General features: G+C 61.8%; 19 protein-coding genes. 5 read left to right on the top strand and 14 right to left on the bottom strand.

All coding sequences use genetic code 11. The features are described from left to right. The first annotated feature begins 63 nt into the window (after positions 1-63). The 5 genes from JFU48_RS22620 (at position 64) to JFU48_RS22600 (ending at position 5,773) form a co-directional block, all read left to right on the top strand. Positions 64-1,728, top strand: a complete 1,665-nt coding sequence (locus tag JFU48_RS22620) for an AMP-binding protein (protein ID WP_201137727.1) — start codon at positions 64-66, stop codon at positions 1,726-1,728. A 15-nt stretch (positions 1,729-1,743) separates the two neighbouring features. Next, complete coding sequence (locus JFU48_RS22615; protein WP_096796067.1) at positions 1,744-2,505, top strand: SDR family NAD(P)-dependent oxidoreductase; 762 nt, start codon at positions 1,744-1,746, stop codon at positions 2,503-2,505. A 12-nt stretch (positions 2,506-2,517) separates the two neighbouring features. Beyond that, on the top strand, positions 2,518-3,711 hold the full coding sequence (locus JFU48_RS22610) for an acetyl-CoA C-acyltransferase (protein WP_201137726.1): 1,194 nt from the start codon (positions 2,518-2,520) through the stop codon (positions 3,709-3,711). A 145-nt stretch (positions 3,712-3,856) separates the two neighbouring features. Continuing rightward, complete coding sequence (locus JFU48_RS22605; protein ID WP_103483375.1) at positions 3,857-4,984, top strand: acyl-CoA dehydrogenase; 1,128 nt, start codon at positions 3,857-3,859, stop codon at positions 4,982-4,984. 15 nt (positions 4,985-4,999) lie between these two features. Then, positions 5,000-5,773, top strand: coding sequence for an enoyl-CoA hydratase (locus tag JFU48_RS22600; RefSeq protein WP_103483376.1), 774 nt, complete (start codon positions 5,000-5,002; stop codon positions 5,771-5,773). Between the two features lie 106 nt (positions 5,774-5,879). Here JFU48_RS22600 and JFU48_RS22595 read toward each other — a convergent pair whose 3' ends face one another. The 14 genes from JFU48_RS22595 to arnB all read right to left on the bottom strand — a co-directional run bounded on the left by JFU48_RS22595 (position 5,880) and on the right by arnB (position 21,568). Continuing rightward, on the bottom strand, positions 5,880-7,031 hold the full coding sequence (locus JFU48_RS22595; protein WP_103483377.1) for an acyl-CoA dehydrogenase family protein: 1,152 nt from the start codon (positions 7,029-7,031) through the stop codon (positions 5,880-5,882). Positions 7,032-7,034: 3 nt separating this feature from the next. Beyond that, positions 7,035-8,141 (bottom strand): enoyl-CoA hydratase/isomerase family protein, encoded by a 1,107-nt coding sequence (locus tag JFU48_RS22590; RefSeq protein WP_201137725.1) that lies wholly within the window; start codon positions 8,139-8,141, stop codon positions 7,035-7,037. Between the two features lie 254 nt (positions 8,142-8,395). After that, positions 8,396-9,085 carry an HPP family protein gene (locus tag JFU48_RS22585; RefSeq protein WP_201137724.1) on the bottom strand — a complete coding sequence of 230 codons (690 nt, stop codon included), beginning with the start codon at positions 9,083-9,085 and terminating at the stop codon, positions 8,396-8,398. Positions 9,086-9,239: 154 nt separating this feature from the next. Continuing rightward, positions 9,240-10,418 carry an MFS transporter gene (locus JFU48_RS22580; protein WP_201137723.1) on the bottom strand — a complete coding sequence of 393 codons (1,179 nt, stop codon included), beginning with the start codon at positions 10,416-10,418 and terminating at the stop codon, positions 9,240-9,242. Positions 10,419-10,560: 142 nt separating this feature from the next. Beyond that, positions 10,561-11,079, bottom strand: a complete 519-nt coding sequence (locus tag JFU48_RS22575; RefSeq protein ID WP_201137722.1) for a GNAT family N-acetyltransferase — start codon at positions 11,077-11,079, stop codon at positions 10,561-10,563. Positions 11,080-11,151: 72 nt separating this feature from the next. After that, entirely contained in the window at positions 11,152-12,750 is a 1,599-nt protein-coding gene (locus JFU48_RS22570) for an ArnT family glycosyltransferase (RefSeq protein ID WP_201137721.1), read from the bottom strand. Continuing rightward, positions 12,747-14,126 carry a UDP-glucose dehydrogenase family protein gene (locus JFU48_RS22565; protein ID WP_003224722.1) on the bottom strand — a complete coding sequence of 460 codons (1,380 nt, stop codon included), beginning with the start codon at positions 14,124-14,126 and terminating at the stop codon, positions 12,747-12,749. The genes JFU48_RS22570 and JFU48_RS22565 overlap by 4 nt, the downstream gene beginning before the upstream one ends. After that, positions 14,123-14,536 (bottom strand): 4-amino-4-deoxy-L-arabinose-phosphoundecaprenol flippase subunit ArnF, encoded by a 414-nt coding sequence (gene arnF, locus JFU48_RS22560; protein ID WP_003224724.1) that lies wholly within the window; start codon positions 14,534-14,536, stop codon positions 14,123-14,125. Before arnF ends, JFU48_RS22565 begins: the two co-directional genes overlap by 4 nt. Beyond that, positions 14,533-14,877, bottom strand: coding sequence for a 4-amino-4-deoxy-L-arabinose-phosphoundecaprenol flippase subunit ArnE (gene arnE / locus JFU48_RS22555; protein ID WP_201137720.1), 345 nt, complete (start codon positions 14,875-14,877; stop codon positions 14,533-14,535). Before arnE ends, arnF begins: the two co-directional genes overlap by 4 nt. Further along, positions 14,874-16,523 carry a lipid IV(A) 4-amino-4-deoxy-L-arabinosyltransferase gene (gene arnT / locus JFU48_RS22550; RefSeq protein ID WP_103519789.1) on the bottom strand — a complete coding sequence of 550 codons (1,650 nt, stop codon included), beginning with the start codon at positions 16,521-16,523 and terminating at the stop codon, positions 14,874-14,876. Before arnT ends, arnE begins: the two co-directional genes overlap by 4 nt. Further along, the gene (gene arnD, locus JFU48_RS22545) at positions 16,520-17,404 is read right to left on the bottom strand and encodes a 4-deoxy-4-formamido-L-arabinose-phosphoundecaprenol deformylase (RefSeq protein WP_201137719.1); all 885 of its coding nucleotides are present in this window, start codon (positions 17,402-17,404) and stop codon (positions 16,520-16,522) included. The genes arnT and arnD overlap by 4 nt, the downstream gene beginning before the upstream one ends. Next, entirely contained in the window at positions 17,404-19,395 is a 1,992-nt protein-coding gene (gene arnA, locus JFU48_RS22540; RefSeq protein WP_003224731.1) for a bifunctional UDP-4-amino-4-deoxy-L-arabinose formyltransferase/UDP-glucuronic acid oxidase ArnA, read from the bottom strand. Before arnA ends, arnD begins: the two co-directional genes overlap by 1 nt. Then, on the bottom strand, positions 19,392-20,423 hold the full coding sequence (arnC, locus tag JFU48_RS22535) for an undecaprenyl-phosphate 4-deoxy-4-formamido-L-arabinose transferase (protein ID WP_201137718.1): 1,032 nt from the start codon (positions 20,421-20,423) through the stop codon (positions 19,392-19,394). The genes arnA and arnC overlap by 4 nt, the downstream gene beginning before the upstream one ends. Next, positions 20,420-21,568 (bottom strand): UDP-4-amino-4-deoxy-L-arabinose aminotransferase, encoded by a 1,149-nt coding sequence (gene arnB, locus JFU48_RS22530; protein ID WP_103483385.1) that lies wholly within the window; start codon positions 21,566-21,568, stop codon positions 20,420-20,422. Before arnB ends, arnC begins: the two co-directional genes overlap by 4 nt. Positions 21,569-21,586 lie beyond the last annotated feature (18 nt).

Raw genomic sequence — 21,586 nt, 5'->3', positions numbered from 1 at the left:
GCGCGACTATCCCTGTGTTGTTTACGGTTCCCAGCCTAATAAAAACACAGAGGGATTCTGGCAATGCGCGATTACTTGTCTGCCACCGAACAGTTCAACTATCAGCACACCGTGGACGCTGCGCTCAGCGGCACGCTGGGGGCGCTCAACGCCTGCGTCGAATGTTGCGACCGCCATGCCTTGCCTGGGCGCATTGCGTTGTTCTGGGAGGGCCGCGACGGCGCGAGTGCCACGTACACCTTCAGCGAGCTGCAGGACAAAGCCGCGCGTTTCGCCAATTTCCTTCTCGCCCAGGGCGTGCAGAAGGGCGACAAGGTCGCCGGCCTGCTGCCACGCAACATCGAATTGCTCATCACCGTGTTCGCCACCTGGCGCATCGGCGCGGTGTATCAGCCACTGTTCACCGCGTTCGGCCCCAAGGCCATCGAACATCGGCTGAACAGCTCCGGGGCCAAAGTGGTGGTCACCGATGCGGTCAACCGGCCGAAACTCGCTGAGGTCAACGATTGCCCGACCATCGTCACCGTCGGCGGCACCAAAGGTCAGGGCATCGTCCGTGGCGACTTCAGTTTCTGGGCCGAGCTGGCCAACTATTCCAATCTCTGCGAGCCGGTACTGCTGAGCGGCGAAGAGCCGTTTCTGCTGATGTTCACCTCGGGCACCACCGGTCCGTCGAAAGCGCTGTCGGTGCCGCTCAAGGCCATCGTCGCGTTCCAGAGCTACACCCGCGACGCGGTGGATCTGCGTCCTGAAGATTCGTTCTGGAACGTCGCCGATCCGGGCTGGGCCTACGGCATCTATTTCGGCGTCACCGGCCCTATGTCGATGGGGCACCCGATCACCTTTTACGATGGCCCGTTCACCCTCGAAAGCACCTGCCGGGTGATCAACAAATACGGCATCACCAATCTCACCGGCTCGCCGACCGCGTACCGCTTGCTGATTGCCGGTGGCAACGAGTTCGCCAAGTCGATCAAGGGCAAGCTGCGCATCGTCAGCAGCGCCGGCGAGCCGCTCAACCCGGAAGTGATTCGCTGGTTCGCCGACAACCTCGGTGTGGTGATTCACGACCATTACGGCCAGACCGAACTGGGCATGGTCCTGTGCAACCACCACGGTCTGGAGCACCCGATCCACCTTGGCGCCGCCGGTTTCGCCTCGCCAGGCCATCGCATCGTGGTGCTCGACGAAAATTACAACGAACTCGGCGTTGGCCAGCCGGGCATCCTCGCCATTGACCGTACACAGTCGCCGATGTGCTGGTTCGGCGGTTACCAAGGCGTGACAACCAAAGCCTTCGTCGGCGATTACTACCTGAGCGGCGACACCGTGGAATGGAACCCCGATGGCAGCATCAGCTTCGTCGGTCGCAGTGATGACGTGATCACCACCTCGGGCTACCGCGTCGGCCCGTTCGACGTCGAAAGCGCGCTGATCGAACACCCGGCGGTGGTCGAAGCGGCCGTGGTCGGCAAGCCCGATCCGGAGCGCACCGAGCTGGTCAAGGCCTTCGTCGTACTCAACCCGCAATACCGCGCCGAACCGGCGCTGGCCGAGGAGTTGCGGCAACACGTGCGCAAACGGCTGGCCGCGCATTCGTATCCGCGTGAAATCGAATTTGTCAGCGAATTGCCGAAAACCCCAAGCGGCAAATTGCAGCGCTTCATCTTGCGCAACCAGGAAATCGCCAAGGCTCAAGAGGCCGCGGCGCACAACGTTTCAGCTTGAATCAGGAAGTCAGTCATGCAGATCGAGAACAAGGTTTTTATCGTCACCGGCGGCGCCTCCGGCCTGGGTGCCGCCAGCGCTGAGTTGCTGGTCAACGCCGGCGCCAAAGTGATGCTGGTGGACATGAACGCCGAAGCGGTAGCCGCTCAGGCCCAGCGTCTCGGCGCGCAAAGCGTCGTCGCCGACATCAGCAATGAAGCCGCTGCCGAAGCCGCCGTGCAGGCCACGCTCAAAGCCTTTGGCAGCCTTAACGGTCTGGTCAACTGCGCCGGCATCGTGCGGGGCGAGAAGATTCTCGGCAAGAACGGCCCGCATGCGCTGTCGAGTTTTGCCCAAGTGATCAACGTCAACCTGATCGGTAGCTTCAACATGTTGCGTCTGGCCGCAGCGGCGATCGCCGAAAGCGAGGCGAATGCCGACGGCGAGCGCGGGGTGATCATCAACACCGCCTCAGTCGCAGCGTTCGACGGCCAGATCGGCCAGGCCGCGTACTCCGCCTCCAAAGGCGCGATCGCCAGCCTGACCCTGCCGGCCGCCCGCGAACTGGCGCGTTTCGGCATCCGCGTGATGACCATCGCTCCAGGCATTTTCGAAACCCCGATGATGGCCGGTATGACCCCGGAAGTGCGCGAGTCGCTGGCCGCCGGCGTACCGTTCCCGCCGCGCCTTGGGAAACCTGCCGAGTACGCCGCGCTGGTTCGGCATATCATCGAAAACAGCATGCTCAACGGTGAGGTGATCCGTCTCGACGGCGCCTTGCGCATGGCCGCCAAGTAAGGAGGATTTGTCATGAGCCTTTCCAACGATCCAATTGTCATCGTCAGCGCCGTCCGCACCCCGATGGGCGGTTTTCAAGGCGAACTGAAAAGCCTCACCGCGCCGCAACTCGGTGCTGCGGCGATCAAGGCCGCGGTTGAACGCGCAGGCGTCGCCAGCGATGCGGTCGACGAAGTGCTGTTCGGTTGCGTTTTGCCCGCCGGCCTCGGTCAGGCACCGGCCCGTCAAGCGGCACTGGGTGCCGGGCTGGATAAATCGACGCGCTGCACCACGGTCAACAAGATGTGCGGCTCGGGCATGGAAACCACCATTCTCGCCCACGACCTGCTCTTGGCCGGCAGCGCCGACGTGGTGATCGCCGGCGGCATGGAAAGCATGTCCAACTCGCCGTACCTGCTGGACCGTGCCCGTGCCGGTTACCGTATGGGCCATGGCCGGGTGCTCGACTCGATGTTCCTCGACGGTCTGGAGGATGCTTACGACAAGGGCCGCCTGATGGGCACCTTCGCCGAAGACTGCGCCGAAACCAACGACTTCAGCCGCGAAGCCCAGGACGCCTTTGCTATCGCTTCGACCACCCGCGCCCAGCAGGCAATCAAGGACGGCAGCTTCAAGGCCGAGATCGTTCCGCTGACCGTGACGGTTGGCAAGGAACAGCTGCTGATCAGCAACGACGAGCAGCCGCCGAAAGCCAAACTGGACAAGGTCGCCTCACTGAAACCGGCGTTCCGCGAAGGCGGCACCGTGACCGCGGCCAACTCCAGCTCGATCTCCGATGGCGCGGCGGCACTGGTGCTGATGCGCCAGTCGCAGGCACAGAAACTCGGTCTGAAACCACTGGCGGTGATTCACGGCCACGCGGCGTTTGCCGACACTCCGGGTTTGTTCCCGGTGGCACCAATTGGCGCGATCAAGAAGCTGGTGAAGAAGACCGGTTGGGCGCTGAACGAGGTCGATCTGTTCGAGATCAACGAAGCGTTCGCCGTGGTGGCAATGGCGGCGATGACCCATCTGGAAATCCCCCACGACAAGCTCAACGTGCATGGCGGCGCCTGCGCACTGGGCCATCCGATCGGTGCCTCGGGCGCGCGGATTCTGGTGACCTTGCTCTCGGCCCTGCGCCAGAAAGGCCTGAAACGCGGGATCGCAGCGATTTGCATCGGCGGCGGTGAAGCCACGGCGATGGCCGTGGAATGCGTCTACTGAAGCCAACATCTGACTGTCCTTGTGGGAGGGGGCTTGCTCCCGAAAGCGGTGTGTCATTCAGAAGTTATTTGACTGACCCGGCCTCTTCGGGAGCAAGCCCCCTCCCACAATGAACGGGTGGTGTTACCAGAATTAAGGATTCACCATGATTCCCAACGAAGACCAATCCCAGATTCGCGACATGGCCCGGCAGTTCGCCGAGGAACGACTGAAACCGTTCGCCGCCGAGTGGGATCGCGAGCACCGTTTCCCCAAGGAAGCCATCGGCGAGATGGCCGAGCTGGGCTTCTTCGGCATGCTGGTGCCGGAGCAGTGGGGCGGTTGTGATACCGGCTACCTGGCCTACGCCATGGCCCTGGAAGAAATCGCCGCCGGCGACGGCGCCTGCTCGACCATCATGAGCGTGCACAACTCGGTCGGCTGCGTGCCGATCCTCAAGTTCGGCAACGACGACCAGCGCGAGCGCTTCCTCAAACCGCTGGCCAGCGGCGCGATGCTCGGCGCATTCGCCCTGACTGAACCGCAGGCCGGCTCCGACGCCAGCAGCCTGAAAACCCGCGCGCGCCTCGAAGGCGATCACTACGTGCTCAACGGCTGCAAACAGTTCATCACTTCCGGGCAGAACGCGGGGATCGTGATCGTGTTTGCGGTGACTGACCCGAGTGCCGGCAAACGCGGCATCACGGCGTTCATCGTGCCGACCGATTCTGCGGGCTACAAAGTCGCCCGGGTCGAAGACAAGCTCGGCCAGCATGCTTCGGACACCTGCCAGATTCTGTTTGAAGACGTGAAAGTGCCGGTCGCCAACCGCTTGGGTGAGGAGGGTGAAGGCTACAAGATTGCCTTGGCCAACCTTGAAGGCGGACGCGTCGGCATCGCTTCGCAAGCGGTGGGCATGGCCCGTGCCGCGTTCGAAGCGGCCCGCGATTACGCCCGTGAGCGCGACACTTTCGGCAAACCGATCATCGAGCACCAGGCCGTGGCCTTCCGTCTCGCCGACATGGCCACGCAGATCGCCGTTGCCCGGCAAATGGTGCATTACGCCGCCGCCCTGCGTGACAGCGGCCAGCCGGCGCTGGTCGAGGCTTCGATGGCCAAACTGTTCGCCTCGGAAATGGCCGAGAAGGTCTGCTCGATGGCGTTGCAGACGCTGGGCGGTTACGGTTACCTCAACGACTTCCCGCTGGAACGCATCTACCGCGACGTGCGCGTCTGCCAGATCTACGAAGGCACCAGCGACATTCAGCGCATGGTTATTTCGCGCAATCTCTGACAAGGAATCTTGCCCATGACTTACGAAACGATTCTGCTGGAAAACCACGGCCGCGTCGGCCTGATCACCCTCAACCGCCCGCAGGCACTGAACGCCTTGAACGCGCAACTGGTCAGCGAAGTGAACCACGCCCTCGACGGTCTGGAAGCGGATGCGAACATCGGCTGCATCGTCATCACCGGTTCGAAGAAAGCTTTCGCCGCCGGCGCCGACATCAAGGAAATGGCCGAACTGACCTATCCGCAGATCTACATGGACGACCTGTTCAGCGACAGCGACCGCGTGGCCAACCGACGCAAGCCGATCATCGCAGCGGTCAACGGCTTCGCCCTCGGTGGCGGCTGCGAACTGGCGCTGATGTGCGACTTCATCCTCGCCGGCGACAACGCCAAATTCGGCCAACCGGAAATCAACCTCGGCGTGCTCCCGGGCATGGGCGGCACCCAGCGCCTGACCCGCGCCGTGGGCAAGGCCAAGGCCATGGAAATGTGCCTCAGCGGGCGGATGATCGATGCGGTGGAAGCCGAGCGCTGCGGCATCGTCGCGCGGATCGTGCCGAGCGATGAGTTGCTCGACGAGGCGCTGAAAGTCGCCGCGGTGATCGCCAGCAAATCGCTGCCGATTGCGATGATGGTCAAGGAAAGCGTCAACCGCGCCTTTGAGGTCAACCTGACTGAAGGCGTGCGCTTCGAGCGCCGGGTGTTCCATGCGGCGTTTGCCACCCAGGATCAGAAAGAAGGGATGGCGGCGTTTGTGGCCAAGCGGACGCCGGAGTTTCAGGGCAAATAATGCGCTGACCTGACTGACGCCTTCGCGAGCAAGCCCGCTCCCACATGGGATTTGTGTACGACGCAGATCCAATGTGGGAGCGGGCTTGCTCGCGAAGCTTTTGGCGTTACAACTGATAGTTCTTCAGTTCCCGGGCAATCACCATCCGCTGAATCTCGCTCGAGCCTTCATAGATCTGGGTAATCCGCGCATCGCGGTAGTACTTCTCGACCGGATAGTCCTCCAGATACCCATACCCGCCATGAATCTGAATCGCCGAGGAGCAGACCTTCTCGGCCATCTCCGAGGCGAACAGTTTGGCCTGTGACGCCTCCGACAGGCACGGCTTGCCCGCTGTGCGCAGGCGCGCCGCGTGCAGGATCATCAGTCGCGCCGCGTTGATTTGCATGTGCATGTCGGCCAGCAGGTTGGCGATGCTCTGGTGCTCATTGATCGGCTTGCCGAACTGGATTCGGTCGCGTGAGTAAACCAGCGCCGCTTCAAACGCCGCCCGGGCGATGCCCAAGGCCTGCGCAGCGATGCCGATGCGCCCGCCTTCGAGGTTGGACAAGGCAATCGCCAGGCCCTTGCCGCGTTCGCCGAGGAGATTGGCTTCGGGAATGCTGCAGTTGTTCAGGGTCACCGCGCAGGTGTCGGAGGCGCGGATGCCCATCTTGTGTTCGGTGCGATCGACGATGAAACCCGCAGTATCGGTGGGCACCAGGAACGCGGAAATGCCTTTCTTGCCCAGATCCGGGTCGGTCACCGCAAACACGATCGCCAGTTTCGCCCGTTTGCCATTACTGACGAATTGCTTGGCGCCGTTGATCACCCACTGGCCGTCACGCAGTTCGGCACGGGTGCGCAGATTGTGCGCCTCGGAACCGGCCTGCGGTTCGGTGAGGCAGAAGCAGCCAATCGTCTGGCCACTGGCGAGATCCGCCAGCCAGGTCTGTTTCTGCGCTTCGCTGCCGTAGTTCATGACCGGGCCGCAGCCCACCGAGTTGTGAATGCTCATGAAGGCACCGGTGGCACCGTCGCCGGCAGAAATCTCTTCCACCGCCAGCGCATAGGCCACGTAATCGACGTAGGTGCCGCCCCATTCCTCGGGCACCACCATGCCGAGCAAACCGAGTTCGCCCATTTTCGCCACCAGCGCGTCGTCGATCCAGCCGGCCTTTTCCCAGGCTTGCGCATGGGGCGCGATTTCGCCTCGGGCGAAGTCCCGGGCCATGTCGCGGATCATCACTTGTTCTTCAGTCAGTTCGAGATCGTGCATGGCTCAGCTCCCGCTCTCAGTAAAACCGTGGAAGAAACTCGCGACATGCCCGGCGTCCAGCGCAGCGAGGGTCGGCGGGTTCCAGCGTGGTGTCTTGTCCTTGTCGATCAGCAGGGCGCGCACGCCCTCGATCAGGTCGCCGCGTTCGAACCACTGGCGATCCAGATGCAGTTCGAGGGCGAAACAGTGTTCCAGGCTCAGGTGCCGGCCACGACGCAGCATTTCCAGGGTCACGGCCATCGCCAGTGGCGAGCGGCTGTCCAGCAGGTCAGCGGTGGTGGTCGCCCACTCATGGCTGTCGGCGACGGTGACCGCGCGCAGTTGCTCGACAATGCTCGGCACGTCCGGCAGGGCGAAGAAATGGTCGATGGCCGGGCGCAGTTTCTCCAGCGGTGCATCGGCCAGGGTTTGCACGCCATTTTTCGCGAGCAGGCTCTGCAGATCCTTGAGCGGCGTATCGCGCCATTCCAGATGATCGAGTTGTTCGTCGAGGCTCGCCAGTTTGCTGCTGTCGACAAACCAGTCGGCCAGCCCGCAGTACAACGCATCGGCCGCACGAATCTGCACGCCGCTGACGCCCAGATAGATCCCCAGTTCACCGGGAATCCGCGAGAGGAAATAACTGCCGCCGACATCGGGGAAATAACCGATCGCCACTTCGGGCATCGCCAGACGACTCTTTTCGGTGACCACCCGCAGATCCGCACCTTGCACCAGGCCCATGCCGCCGCCCAGGACGAAACCGTCCATCAAGGCCAGCACCGGTTTGCGGTAATGATGAATCGTCAGGTCGAGGGCGTATTCCTCGACGAAGAAATCTTCGTGCAGCGTGTCGCCGCTTTTGAAGCTGTCGTACAGCGAACGGATATCGCCACCGGCACAGAAAGCCTTGTCACCGGCACCGCGCAGCACAACCGCGCGCACGCTGGGGTCAGTGGCCCAGGCATCGAGTTGCTGCTGCAACTGACGAACCATGTCGAGGGTGATGGCGTTGAGACCGGCGGGGCGGTTGAGGGTCAGGTGACCGATGTGATTGCGAACCTCGGCCAGCACTTCGTTTTGCGTGGCATCCATGGACGGCGTCCGCGGGGATGAAGCCTGAGCAGTCATCACTAACTCCCTGCTTTTATTGTCTTTATTCGAGAAGCTCGCGCGCGAGCGTTGACCGATCGTAACAGTGCAAATTTGCCGTGTACAACCGGGATATGTGCAGGGGGAGTTTGCGTTTTTGCAGCAGGTTGAGGATTGCCTTTGTGGCGAGGGGGCTTGCTCCCGCCGGGCTGCGAAGCGGTCCGACACCGCGGGTTCACGACTGCTGCGCAGCCGAGCGGGAGCAAGCTCCCTCGCCACAATGATGCAGGTGGTTATCGGGTGAAGACTTCGCCGATGCTGCGGCGTTTGGCATGCAGCTCGCTGGCATGAATCAATTGTTCGAGGTCTTCGGGGGTGACGTCGATAAAGGCTTCCATGTCGGCCAGTGCCCGTTTCAAATCTTCGGCGGTTATTGACTGGCTGTCGACGGGAGCCAGCAGCGGCGCAGGTTCGGCCGGGCGCTTCGGGTAGCGGATGCGCGTCAGGTTGTTGTAGGCCAGCGCGCTGAGCAGCATGCATGCGGCGGCGAGCATCACCGGTTCCATGGCTTTCCAGTCCATGGCGATGGTGGCCGGATCGGCCAGTACCAGCGTCAACGCCAGGGCGCCGGCGGGTGGGTGCAGGCAACGTAGCCAGCACATCAGAATCAGCGCGATGCCCGCCGCCAGACAGGCGCTGCCCAGGGTGCGACCGAACACGTGGGCGACCAGCAACGCGACAACGCTGGCGCACAGGTAGCCGCCGATGATCGACCACGGTTGAGCGAGGGCGCCCGAAGAGACGGCAAACAGCAACACCGCTGAGGCGCCCAACGGCCCGATCAGGTGATACGCGACCTCGATGCCGAACACCTGACTGCACGCCCAGACGCTGAACAAGGTGCCCAGCGCCATGCCGATCGCGGCGCGGCTCCATTCGGTGGGGCGAGTGTTGATGGCGGCGGGCAACCAGCGAGCGAGCATGTACATCGGGTCCTTGCAGTAAATTCGAGGCAAAAAAAAGGACTTGTCCGTTTCGGAAAGTCCTCGAAGCGTTCCAACTATTGGGGGAGGAACGCGTACAGTGTGCCGTGCAAAGTCGATGCTGACAAATTCATATAAATGCTGCTTCAGTGCATTATTTTTGAATTGTCGCCACGCGGCGTCCACTGACAAAACACAAATACCCACCCAGTGCCGCCAAAGCGCTCAAGGCGTAGAACATACTCGGCGCCGGCGTGTGCATCAACAGGAACCCGCACATCACCGGACTCAGCGCGCCGCCTAACGCCGCGAGGTTCTGTGCGCCGTAATAACTGCCGCGCAATTCTTCCGGGGCCAGGGTGTCGACGAAGAGGAAATCCGCCGGGTAAATGATCATCTCGCCGAGGGTGAAGATGAACATCGCCACGCACCAGCCGACCAGACTGTCGGCCAGGCTGAAGCCGATCAGACCGACGATGAACAACGCGGTGCCGCCGGCAATCCAGTAGCGCAGGTGCTCACGTTTGAGGAATCGCCCGATCTGGTACTGCAGCAGGATCACCGTGATCGCGTTGCAGGCGAGCAGGGCGGCCATGGTGTCGAGTGTCTGGTCCTGCGTGTGGGTCACCAGCAGGTACTGCGACAGGTACAGGGTGAAGCGCCCGTGAACCAGCGTGCTGAGCAGGCAACCAAAGGTGAACAGGATCATCGTGCGGTCGTTTTTCAGGATGATCAGGGTGTTCAGGAAACTCTGCGGTTGGCTGACCTGCGACAGCGGACTGGCCTCGCGGGACACGCCCATAAGCAGGAAAACGCTGCCGGCGGCAATCAGCCCCGCGACAATAAACGGCGCTGAAGGCTGAACGCCGGCAATCACCACGCCGATCATCGGGCCCACGGCGTAGCCAATATTGGTCAGCGTGTAGTTCAGTGAAAACGCCTTGACCCGCTGGCCGACCGGCAGGTTTTCACTGAGCATCGCTTTGGAGCAGATCAGGAACAACGCCGACGCCGTTTCACTGATGATCAGCACCAGCGTGACCAAGTACAGATTCTGCGCGAAGGTCAGCAGCATCAGGCCGACACCGCTGGAAAGCATGGTCAGGATCAACAGCTGACGCTTGTCGAGGCGATCGATGATGTAGCCGCCGTACAGCGACAACAGCGTGGCACTGAACACGGCGATGCCCAACAGCAGACCGACATCCTGTGGGTTGAGGCCGAGTTTGTTGCTGAGAAACAAGGTCAGCAGCGGACTGATCAGGGCACGGCTGATGACGATGCTCAGCGAGGTGATCATCAGTCGGCGGATCAGGCGGGAGTAGGTGGCCACGGCAGTGCAAATGTCCTTATTTTTATGATGAGAAACCTTGTGGGAGCGAGCCTGCTCGCGAATACCGAGTGTCAGGCGCCAACCCAGTTGACTGACAGGACGCTATCGCGAGCAGGCTCGCTCCTACAAGGGATTTGTCCTGTCAGGGCAATATCAGGTGCATGGCGCAGCGTCGCTCGGCGGCAAAACCCTGTTCGATTTCTTTCTGCAGAGCATCGAGCAAATGCGCTTCGTGCTCACCGGGTGCGACTTCCACAAACCCCATCCGCTGATAAAAAGGCGCATTCCACGGCACGTCGCGAAACGTGGTCAGGGTCACCGCGCGCATTTGCTCGCAGCGGGCATGTTCAATCGCGGCCAGCAGCAGTTGACGACCCACGCCCTGTCCCTGAAACGCGAGGCTGACCGACAGTTCTTCAATGTGCAGCAAGTTGTCGAAATCCAGCGCGCGGATAAACCCTGCGAGTTGCGCCGAGGTGGTTTCGGCGACCCAGACGTGGGCATTGTCGATGGCTTGGCGGTGTTGCGCGGCGCTTGCCACGTCGGTGTCGGCAAGCCAGGCGAGGGTTGGATCGGTGCGAAACAGCTCGGCGGCCGAGCGTTCGATGGCGGGGAGGGCGGCGGCATCATTCTGCCGCGCCCGGCGTACAACAAAACTCATGGTCAAGAAATCCCTGTAGGCGCTGTCGCTGGCTGCGATCCAAAATCAGAAGATCGCAGCCTTCGACAAGGTCTACAAGGGCTTCAGGTACAGCAGCACGTAATCGTTCTTGTCGAAACTGCCCGTGACAACCGGTTGCAAGCCGGCCAGCGGGGTGCCCTGTAGCGATTGCAGGTCCTTGCTGTCCATCATCAGCCAGGCCGGGCCCTTGAGGGCTTCGAGTTGCTGGACTGTTTCGGTGAATTGCGGTTGCAGATCCTGCTCGACGTTGACCATGAACTTGATCGCCTTGGCGTCTTTGCCCATGCCGTGCAGCACCAGCGGTGCCGGGTTCTGCTGCACCTGCGCGAAGGCGGCGCGACTGAACGCCTGCGTGTCGTACAGACGTCGCTCTACCGGTTCGAACACCGCGGCATACACCGTCCACAACGCCAATACCGAACACAGCGCCAGCACTTCGGCACGCCAGCGCGGGATCATCAGACGCGACAACGCGAGCAATTGCAGAACGCCGAGCACGATCAGCACCAGGGTGATGCCGTCGAGTTGCTCGGGAAAGCGGCGCTTGGCAACCAGCAGGGCCACCATCAATAGCCCCGGCGTCACCAGCCAAATGCCTTGAATTACCCCACGCAATACGCGGAACACTCGACCGTGCAGCACCTGGAACGGGTACGCCGCGATGATCGCCGCCATTGGCAACATCGGCAGCAGGTAACGCGCCTTCTTCGCCTGTGGAATCGACAGACCGACCATGACGATCAGCCCGGCGGCCGCGCAGTATTGCACCAGACGCAAGGCCGGCCCGCGCTGATGCGGCTTGCTCAGCCAGGTCGCGGCCAACGCCAGTATCGCCAGCGGATACGCCAGTGCGTAATTGCCCATGGAGCTGGTGAAGTAATACAGCGAACCGCTGACGCCTTCGCTGCCGTCCATGCGCCCCATGAACTGCATACGAATCACGTCTTGCAGGAATGCCTCGCCACCGCTGAGTTTAGCCAGCCACAACAGCAGGCCGACGCATGCAGCGAGCAGGATCGACGCCAGCACACCGAACACGAAAAGCCGTTTCCACTCGCGGTTGAGCAAGTAGTAACTGCAGAGCATACCGGTCGGCACCACCAGGCCGATGGGCCCGCGAATACCGAAGCCCAGCAACAACAGGATAAAGATCAGCGGCCAGCGACGGCGCGAGCCGAAATGGTCGTGCGCGTAGCCCAGGTAAAACACCGACAGCGCCACGGCGGCGAGCATCAGGTCTTGCGACACGGCGCGCACTTCGGTGACGAAGGTGCTGGTGAGCATCAACAGCGCAATGCTGATCAACGCCCAACGCTGCGAATGCACCGCCAGCAAGCGATACATCAACGTCACGATCACGCCGCCGGCAATCGCGCTTGGCAGCCATGCCGTCAGGGTGTTGATCGCGCCGAAGGGCAACGACAACAACCAGATGAACAGCGTCGAGAGCGCTGAATAGTCGGCGTAAGGTTGACCGTAAGTGGTCGGGAATACGGTCGGCCCGTGTCGCAACATTTCCTGGGCAAACAGTACGAACCTTGAATCGAAGCCAATGGGAGCCTGTCCGTAAACCCCGGCTATGAACAGCAACAGCGCCAGCAGCCCTGCGATCAGGGACTGCCGGCGGATGACAGGCGACAACGTGATCAAGCGACGTCCGCTTTGTTAGGCCACTGTTGCAGCGGGATCGGCAGTTTGCGCGAATCACCACGGCCGATCGGGAAGTACTTGAAGCCATTGCGCGCCAGACGTTCGGCGTCGTACAGGTTGCGGCCGTCGAAGATCACCGGGGCTTTCAGGCGCTGCTCGATCAGGTCGAAATCCGGCGCCTTGAACTGCTGCCATTCGGTGCAGATGATCAGCGCATCGGAACCCGACAGCACCGATTCCGGGGTGCCCATCAGCATCAGTTTTTCTTCGTTCGGATACAGATGCTGGGTTTCCTGCATCGCTTCCGGGTCGAACGCGCGAACGCTGGCGCCAGCGGCGAACAGCGAATCGAGCAGCACGCGGCTCGGCGCATCGCGCATGTCGTCGGTGTTCGGCTTGAACGCCAGGCCCCACAGGGCGAAGGTCTTGCCGCGCAGATCACCTTTGTAGAACGCATTGATGCGGTCGAACAGCTTGTGCTTCTGCCGCTCGTTGATCGCCTCGACCGCTTGCAGCAGGTCGCTGGAGCAATGCGCCTGTTCGGCACTGTGGATCAGCGCGCGCATGTCTTTCGGGAAGCACGAACCGCCATAACCGCAGCCCGGGTAGATAAAGTGGTAACCGATGCGCGTGTCGGCACCGATGCCCTGACGGACAGACTCGATGTCGGCGCCCAGGTGTTCGGCCAGTTCGGCGATCTGGTTGATGAAGCTGATCTTGGTCGCCAGCATGCAGTTGGCGGCGTATTTGGTCAGCTCGGCGCTGCGCAGATCCATGAACATGATGCGGTCGTGGTTGCGGTTGAACGGCGAGTACAGGTCGCGCATCACGTCGCGCACTTCGTCACCTTCGCAGCCGATGACGATGCGGTCCGGACGACGGCAGTCGGACACCGCCGAACCTTCCTTGAGGAATTCCGGGTTGGACACGATATCGAACTGCAGCTCACGACCGGCCTTGTCCAGCGCGGCTTGAATGTGTGCACGCAGGGTGTCGCCGGTGCCGACCGGCACGGTGGATTTCTCCACCAGGATCAGCGGCTGCTCACGGTGGCGCGCCACGGCGTCACCCACCGACAGCACGTATTTCAGATCGGCCGAACCGTCTTCACTGGACGGTGTGCCCACGGCGATGAACGCGACGCGACCGTGTTGTACGGCAAGTTTTTCATCGGACGTGAAATGCAGGCGGCTGGAGTCCAGACCTTCGCGTACCAGGCTCGACAGGCCCGGTTCAAAGATACTGACGTGACCTTGGCGCAGCAGTTCGACTTTCTTCTGATCGATGTCCATGCACACGACGTCGTGACCGACTTCGGCCAACACGGCGGCCTGCACCAGGCCAACATAACCGCTACCAAATACTGTGATTTTCATGGAGCACTCCTGAATTCGGGCGCACGAGACGGACGAGTGTTAATAGTGATGACCCCGAGCATGACCAGTGCCACGCCCAGCGATTTAGTGAAACTGAACGATTCGTTGAACAGCGGCAGACTGGCCGCCAGCAGGTACACCAGCGCGTAGCTGATGCTCAATAGTGAATAAGCCCGGCCCAGCGGCAGATCGCGCAATGCCGCGAGCCAGCAGAGCATCGACAGGGCGTAGGCGAAAATTGCCACCAGCACCACCGCCAGTGCCGACAGATCGACACTGCCGGCGCTCAGCGCCGTCAGCCATTGTTCCGGTTGCGGCAGGCGCGTCATGCTCCAGCGCATGCCCAGTTGGGCACTGCTGACCAACCCCACGCTGGCGAGGGCGAAACCGATACCACGTGCCTTGTTCATGACTGTTGCCCCAGCAAAACCACGCCGCCGATCACCAGCACCACGCCCAGCCAATGCTGGCGGTCGATGGGCTCGCGAAAGACGAAGCGGGCAATCAGGGTGATCAGCACGAAGTTGAGGCTGAGCATCGGGTAAGCGATGCCCACTTCAAGACGTTGCAACACCAGCAGCCACACCAGCAGCCCGCTGCCGAGAGAAACCAGCGCCAGCCACAACCATGGCGAACGCAGTTTGTCGACCCAGGACGAATCAACGCCGCGCCAGCTCTCCACGGCGAATTTCTGCGCGACTTGCCCCAGGCACGTCAGCAGACACGCCGTCAGTAACAGCAACCAGCTCATGACGGATCCTTGGGCAGCACCATGATCACCAGATTGCCCGATTCGTAACGGGTACCGTCCTTGGGCAGCAAGTCCAGCTCTTCGAGCTCGTCCTGGCCCTTGACGCGCATCAGCACACCGACCGATCCGCTGCGGCGCGCTTCGCGTACCCATTGTTGAACGTTGTCCTTGGTGAGTCGGCGTTCAGCGCCTTCCGGGTAGGAAAGACCGTACTTGAGTTCGCCGACCGTGTTGTACAGTGCGACCTCCGGTTGTTTCATGCGCCAGGCCAGTGCCGCCGCCGCGCCCAGATCGTTGCTCAGCAGATGCGTAGCGCCGGACAGTTCAGTGACGTGATGACGGACGAACTGATCCGGGGTCTTGTTGGCCACCACCGACTTGGGCAATGCCGCCGGCAGGATCCCGGCCAGCAACAGACTGCCCAGCGCCGGCGCCGCCCAGCATTGCAGCGGCAGGAACGCTTGCGCGAGGTTGGCGATGATCCAGCCGATCAGGGCGATGAACACCAGCACCATGCTGTGCAGTTCGTGGTCGTACACCGGTTTGTTCAATTGCAGGTAAACCAGTGCGATCAGCGTGACCACACCCAGCAGCAGGTTCAGCAGACCGTTGATCCCCAGCGCCCGACCTTGTTCAAGACGCAGGCGATCAGCCAGCGCATTGCCCAGCAGCAGTGCCAACGGCAGCAGGCACGGCAGGATGTAGGTCGGCAGTTTGCCGTTGCTCAGGCTGAAAAAGCCCAACGGCAGCCACAGCCACAACAGCAGGAAGACCATTTTCGGCTGGGCACGGGTTTGCCAGGCTTGCTTGAACGCGGTCGGCAACAGACCGACCCACGGCAGGCTGAACGCCACCAGCAGCGGCAGGTAAAACCACCACGGTGCATCGTGCTGCGCATCGTCACCGGCAAAGCGGCGGATGTGTTCGTGCCAAAAGAAGAACCGCCAGTAATCCGGCTCCTGCGCGTGCACCGCCAGTGCCCACGGCAAGCTGACGATGATCGCGATGGCAATCGCCACCGGACCGAACACCAGCAGCTCGCGCCAGCGTTTCTGCCAGAGCATCCACGGCAATGCGATCAATACCGGCAACAACCAGGCGAGAAAGCCCTTGGTCATGAAACCCATGCCGCAGGCCAGCCCCAACACCGCCCAGGCGCCCAGACGTTGCCCGGTGCTGCGGCCGTCGAGCGCAAACCACAGCGCCACCAGGCTCAGGTTGACCCAGAAGGTGAATTGCGGATCAAGGTTGGCGTATCCGGCCTGGCCGGCGACGACCGTGAAGCTCATGTAGAGCAGGGCGCAGACGAAGCTCTTGCGCGGATCGTTCCATAGCCTGCGCGCGACCAGGTAGGCCAGCAGCACACTCAAAATGGTGCTGAGGGCCGACGCGAAGCGCACGCCGAACAGGTTCTGCCCGAACAATTCCTGGCCGATGGCAATCATCCAGTAGCCGGCAATCGGTTTCTCGAAATAACGCAGCCCCATGAAATGCGGCGATACCCAGTTGCCACTGAGCAGCATGTCCTGGCTGATCTGTGCGTAGCGGGTTTCGTCGGGGATCCACAGGCCATGGGTGTGCAACGGCAACAGATAGGCCAGCAGACAGAGGCCGATCAACAGCGGCAGTGCCCAGCGTCTGGTCATGCGCCTTGCACTCCCAGCCAGCCTTCACGGCCTTCGAGCACGCCGCGTTGCACACGGCCCACAGGCAGGGTGTTGAAGAACTCGGGCAACAAGTCGCCCAAGGGTTTGAAGTCAATGTTGCGCTGGCGTGCATCAGCCAGCAATTGACGAAAATCCTGAGCCATCAGAATCCCTTCTACTTCGGCATGAATGGTGTAGACGTTGAGTGCTTGCGCCTGGAACCGGTCGAGGATGAAGGCGTTGAAGTCCTTCGCCACCACGTGCGGGCCGACGACTTCGTCGAAGGTCGGCAGGTCCACCGGAATCTGCGGAGTCCCCGGCGTGCCGTCCGCCAGCAACGGACGGAACAGGCTCTGCCCGCGGCAATCGCTGTTGTAGCGAAAGCCGAAGGCCTGTTTGGCCTCGATCACGCGCTCGTCCGCACGCCAACCGGCGGCGGCCGAACACTGGATCTTTTCTCCGAGGATGTCGCTCAACGTGTCGACGCCCTGACGAATCTGTTCGATCAGTTGGGCATCGCTCCAACGCCCGGCGTTGGCCTGCCAGCCATGGTGATCCCAGGCGTGCAGGCCGACTTCGTGACCGGCGTCCCGGGCCTGACGCATCAGGTGCCCGAGATCACGGCCAATCGGTTTGCCGGGCCAGGCAGTGCCGGCCAGCAAAATGTCCCAGCCGTAGAGGCCGGCAGCGTTGGAGCGCAGCATTTTCCAGAGGAACTGCGGGCGGATCAGGCGCCACAGATGTCGACCCATGTTGTCCGGGCCGACACTGAAGAAAAACGTTGCCTTGACCTGCGCCTCGTCGAGCATCTCCAGCAGCCGCGGCACACCTTCACGGGTGCCACGGTAGGTGTCGACATCGATACGAAGACCTGCCTGCATTACTTCTTGTCCGCGATTTCGAGCATGGCTTCACGCAGGAAGAAGTCCAGGGTGTTGCCGATGGTCTCGCGCATTTCCACGGTCGGCTCCCAGTTCAACAGGCGCTTGGCGTTGGCGATGCTTGGCTTGCGGTGTTCCACGTCCTGGTAACCGGCACCGTAGAACGCCTTGCTTTCCACGTCGCGGAAACCGGCGAACGGAGGGAAGTTGTGACGCAGCGGGTGCGCTTCGAACTGACGCAGCAGCTCTTCGCCCAACTGACGGATGCTGGCTTCGTTGTCCGGGTTGCCGATGTTGATGATCTGGCCGTTGCAGACATCGTTGTCGTTGTCGATGATCCGCGCCAGCGCCTCGACGCCGTCAGCGATGTCGGTGAAGCAACGCTTCTGCTCGCCACCGTCGAACAGACGGATCGGCGTGCCTTCCACCAGGTTCAGAATCAGTTGGGTGATGGCGCGGGAGCTGCCGATACGCGCCGAATCCAGACGGTCCAGACGCGGGCCCATCCAGTTGAACGGACGGAACAGGGTGAAGTTCAGGCCTTTGGCGCCGTAAGCCCAGATCACGCGGTCCAGCAGTTGTTTGGAGACCGAGTAGATCCAGCGCTGCTTGTTGATCGGGCCGACGATCAGGTTCGAGCTGTCTTCGTCGAAGTTCTTGTCCTGGCACATGCCATAGACTTCCGAAGTCGACGGGAAGATCACGCGCTTGTTGTACTTGACGCAGTAGCGAACCAGTTTCAGGTTTTCTTCGAAGTCCAGCTCGAATACGCGCAGTGGGTTGCGGGTGTATTCGATCGGGGTGGCGATGGCCACCAGCGGCAGGACCACGTCGCACTTCTTGATGTGGTACTCGATCCACTCGGAGTGAATGCTGATGTCGCCTTCGACGAAGTGGAAGTTCGGGTGGCTGCGCAGACGCTCGATGGCGTCGGAGCCGATGTCCAGGCCGTAGACTTCGTAGCGGTCGTCACGCAGCAGGCGCTCGGACAGGTGGTTACCGATGAAACCGTTGACGCCCAGGATCAGTACGCGAGTACGACGTGGCGCACGACCGGATTCGGCGCCGCGCAGCAACGAGCCATCCACCAGACCCAGTTCGTTGGCCAGTTGCGGGCCGCTGAGGTACAGACCGTTGTCGTTGCGCTGACCGGCGTTGATTACCAGCGAGTCTTGACCGCAGGCAATGCGCAGCGGATCGACGCTGATCACGCGACCTGGCGCCTGGCCTTCGTTGCCCTTGACGACTTCGGCGCTCCAGACGATCAGTTTGTGCTCGCCCACGGCGCAGAAGGCGCCCGGGTAAGGACGGGTGACGGCGCGCACCAGGTTGAACAGTTCTTCGGCCGGTTTGGCCCAGACCAGTTTGCCGTCCGCTGGGGTGCGGCGACCGAACACGGTGGCTTTGGATTCGTCTTGCGGGGTTTCAGTGATCTTGCCTTGCAGCATGTTCGGCAGGGTGTCGCGCAGCAGGTCGCTGGCGGCTGTGCGCAATTTGGCGTGCAGGGTCAGACCGGTGTCGCTGCGCTCGATGGCCACGCGTTGCTGGGCAACGATCGCGCCAGCATCAGCGCGCTTGACCATACGGTGCAGGGTGACGCCGGTTTCGGTTTCGCCGTTGACCAGCACCCAGTTTGCCGGAGCGCGACCGCGATAACGTGGCAACAGCGAACCGTGCAGGTTGAACGCGCCTTTTTTCGCCAGGGCCAGCAGTGGCTCGCTCAGCAGGTTGCGGTAGTAGAAGGAGAAAATGTACTCCGGGTCCAGCTTGGCGATGCGCTCGATCCACAGTGGGTGGTTGGCGTCTTCCGGCGCGTGTACCGGAATGCCTTTGTTCGCGCACAGTTGTGCAACCGACGCATAGAACGCGTTTTCTTTCGGATCATCGGCGTGAGTGAACACTGCTGCAATGTCAAAGCCGCTGTTGAGCAGGGCTTCAATGCCGGCGCAGCCAATATCGTGGTAGGCGAAGACAACAGTTTTTGCACTCATGAGAGAACCTGATCGGAAGTGGAAGAATTAGCGGTAGAAGAAAGACCATCAACGGTGACGGCAGGGGCCGGATCGGCCGGCTGGCTGCGCAACACCTTTTCGATGAAGAAACGCGGACGGGCGCGCACATCGCTGTACATGCGGCCCAGGTATTCACCCAGCAGCCCCATGCCGATGAACTGGCCACCGGTGAACACGAACAGTACTGCGAACAGTACGAAGGTACCGCCACCCGCCCAGCCGGCACCGAACGCCAGACGCAGAATGATCAGTGCGACGGCGAACAGCACACCCAGACCGGCCATGGCGAAGCCGACGATGCTGAGCAAGCGCAGCGGGGTGGTGGTCATGCAGGTGACCAGATCGAACATCAGGTTGATCAGGCGCATCGGGCTGTATTTCGAGTCACCGTGTTCACGCTCGGCGTGGGCCACGACGATTTCGGTGGTATGACGGGCGAAGCTGTTGGCCAGGATCGGGATGAACGTGCTGCGCTCACGGCAGGCGAGCATCGCGTCGATGATGTTGCGGCGGTAGGCGCGCAGCATGCAGCCGTAGTCGCTCATGGCAACGCCGGTGGAGCGCTGCACGGCAAGGTTGATCAGCTTCGACGGATACCGGCGCAGCGCCGAGTCCTGACGATTGCCGCGCACGGTCCCGACCACGTCGTAACCTTTTTCGGCTTCGGCCACCAACCGTGGGATTTCTTCAGGCGGGTTCTGCAGGTCGGCGTCGATGGTGATGACCACGTCGCCCTTGCACTGTTCGAAACCGGCCATGATCGCGGCGTGCTGACCATAGTTGCGGTTGAGAATGACCGCCACGAACGGGCTGTTTTCACGCCCGGCGGCTTCTTCGAGCATGTTCGCCGATTCGTCGCGGCTGCCGTCGTCGACCAGCACGATTTCGAAGTCGTGATGCAACTGGCGGCAGGCCGCCTCGGTACGACGCAGCAGCTCGGGCAGGCTTTCCTGCTCGTTGTAGACCGGGATGACGATCGACACACTGCGGATTGGATAAGGTTTCACAGGCGTTTTTCCATGATTTGTGCGATGGCACCGACAACACGGTCAAGGTCTTGATCGGTCATGTCGGGGAACAGCGGAATCGAGCACAGCCGCGCCGAGTTCCATTCGGTGTTGGGCAGGTAGAGGTCGGGGTCACGCTGGCGATACCAGGTGTGCAGGTGGGTGGCAATGAAATGGATACCGGTACCGATGCCTTGATCCTGCAAAGCTTTCATGAAGGCTTCGCGATCCATGCCGCAGCGCTCGCTGTCGATGCGCAGGATGAACAGGTGCCAGGCGTGTTGCTGGGCGTAGTCGGGCAGGGCCAGCGGTTGCACTGGCAAGCCTTCGAACTTCTGCAGATAGCTCGTGGCCAGTTCGGTGCGACGGGCGTTGATTTCGTCCAGACGTTGCAGTTGCACCAGGGCAATCGCGGCGTTGACGTCGGCCAGGTTGTACTTGAAACCGGGCTCCATCACTTGCGCCTGCGGCTTGCGGCCACCGGTCAGACGGTCATAGGCGTCGACGCCCAGGCCGTGGAATTTGAGCATGCGCACACGGCTGGCGAGGGCTTCGTCGTCAGTGACGAACATCGCGCCTTCGGCACAGGTCATGTTCTTGATCGCATGGAACGAGAAGATCGCCGTGCCTTGCGAGCCGACGTGACGTCCCTTGTAGCGGGTGCCGGCAGCGTGGGCGGCGTCTTCGATGACCGGGATGCCGTGCTTGTCGGCCAAGGCATACAGCGGATCGAGATCGAACGCTGCGCCGGCATAGTGCACCGGAATGATTGCCTTGGTCCGCGGGGTGATGGCCGCTTCGATGCGCGCAGCGTCGGTCATCAGCGTGTCGCGGTCGACATCGACGAACACCGGTTTGGCGCCCAGCAGGGAGATCATGTTGGCGGTCGAGACCCAGGTCTGCGACGGGGTGATGACTTCGTCGCCCGGGCCGATGCCCAGGGCCAGCAGCGTGATGTGCATGCCGCCGGTGGCCGAAGACAAGGCTACCGCGTGCTTGCAACCGACATACTGCGCAAACTGCTCTTCGAGTGCCTGGTTTTTCGGCCCCGTCGTGATCCAGCCCGAGCGCAACACCTGCTCTACGGCGGCAATTTCCTCATCGCCGATACTCGGGCGAGAGAAGGGGAGAAACGCCTGACTCATGGGCACCTCATTGCAAAA

The organism is Pseudomonas sp. TH49, assembly GCF_016650625.1.
Lineage (GTDB): Bacteria > Pseudomonadota > Gammaproteobacteria > Pseudomonadales > Pseudomonadaceae > Aquipseudomonas > Aquipseudomonas fluorescens_H.
Note: the sequence above shows the minus strand (reverse complement) of the source record. Positions and strands in the feature narration are given on the sequence as shown.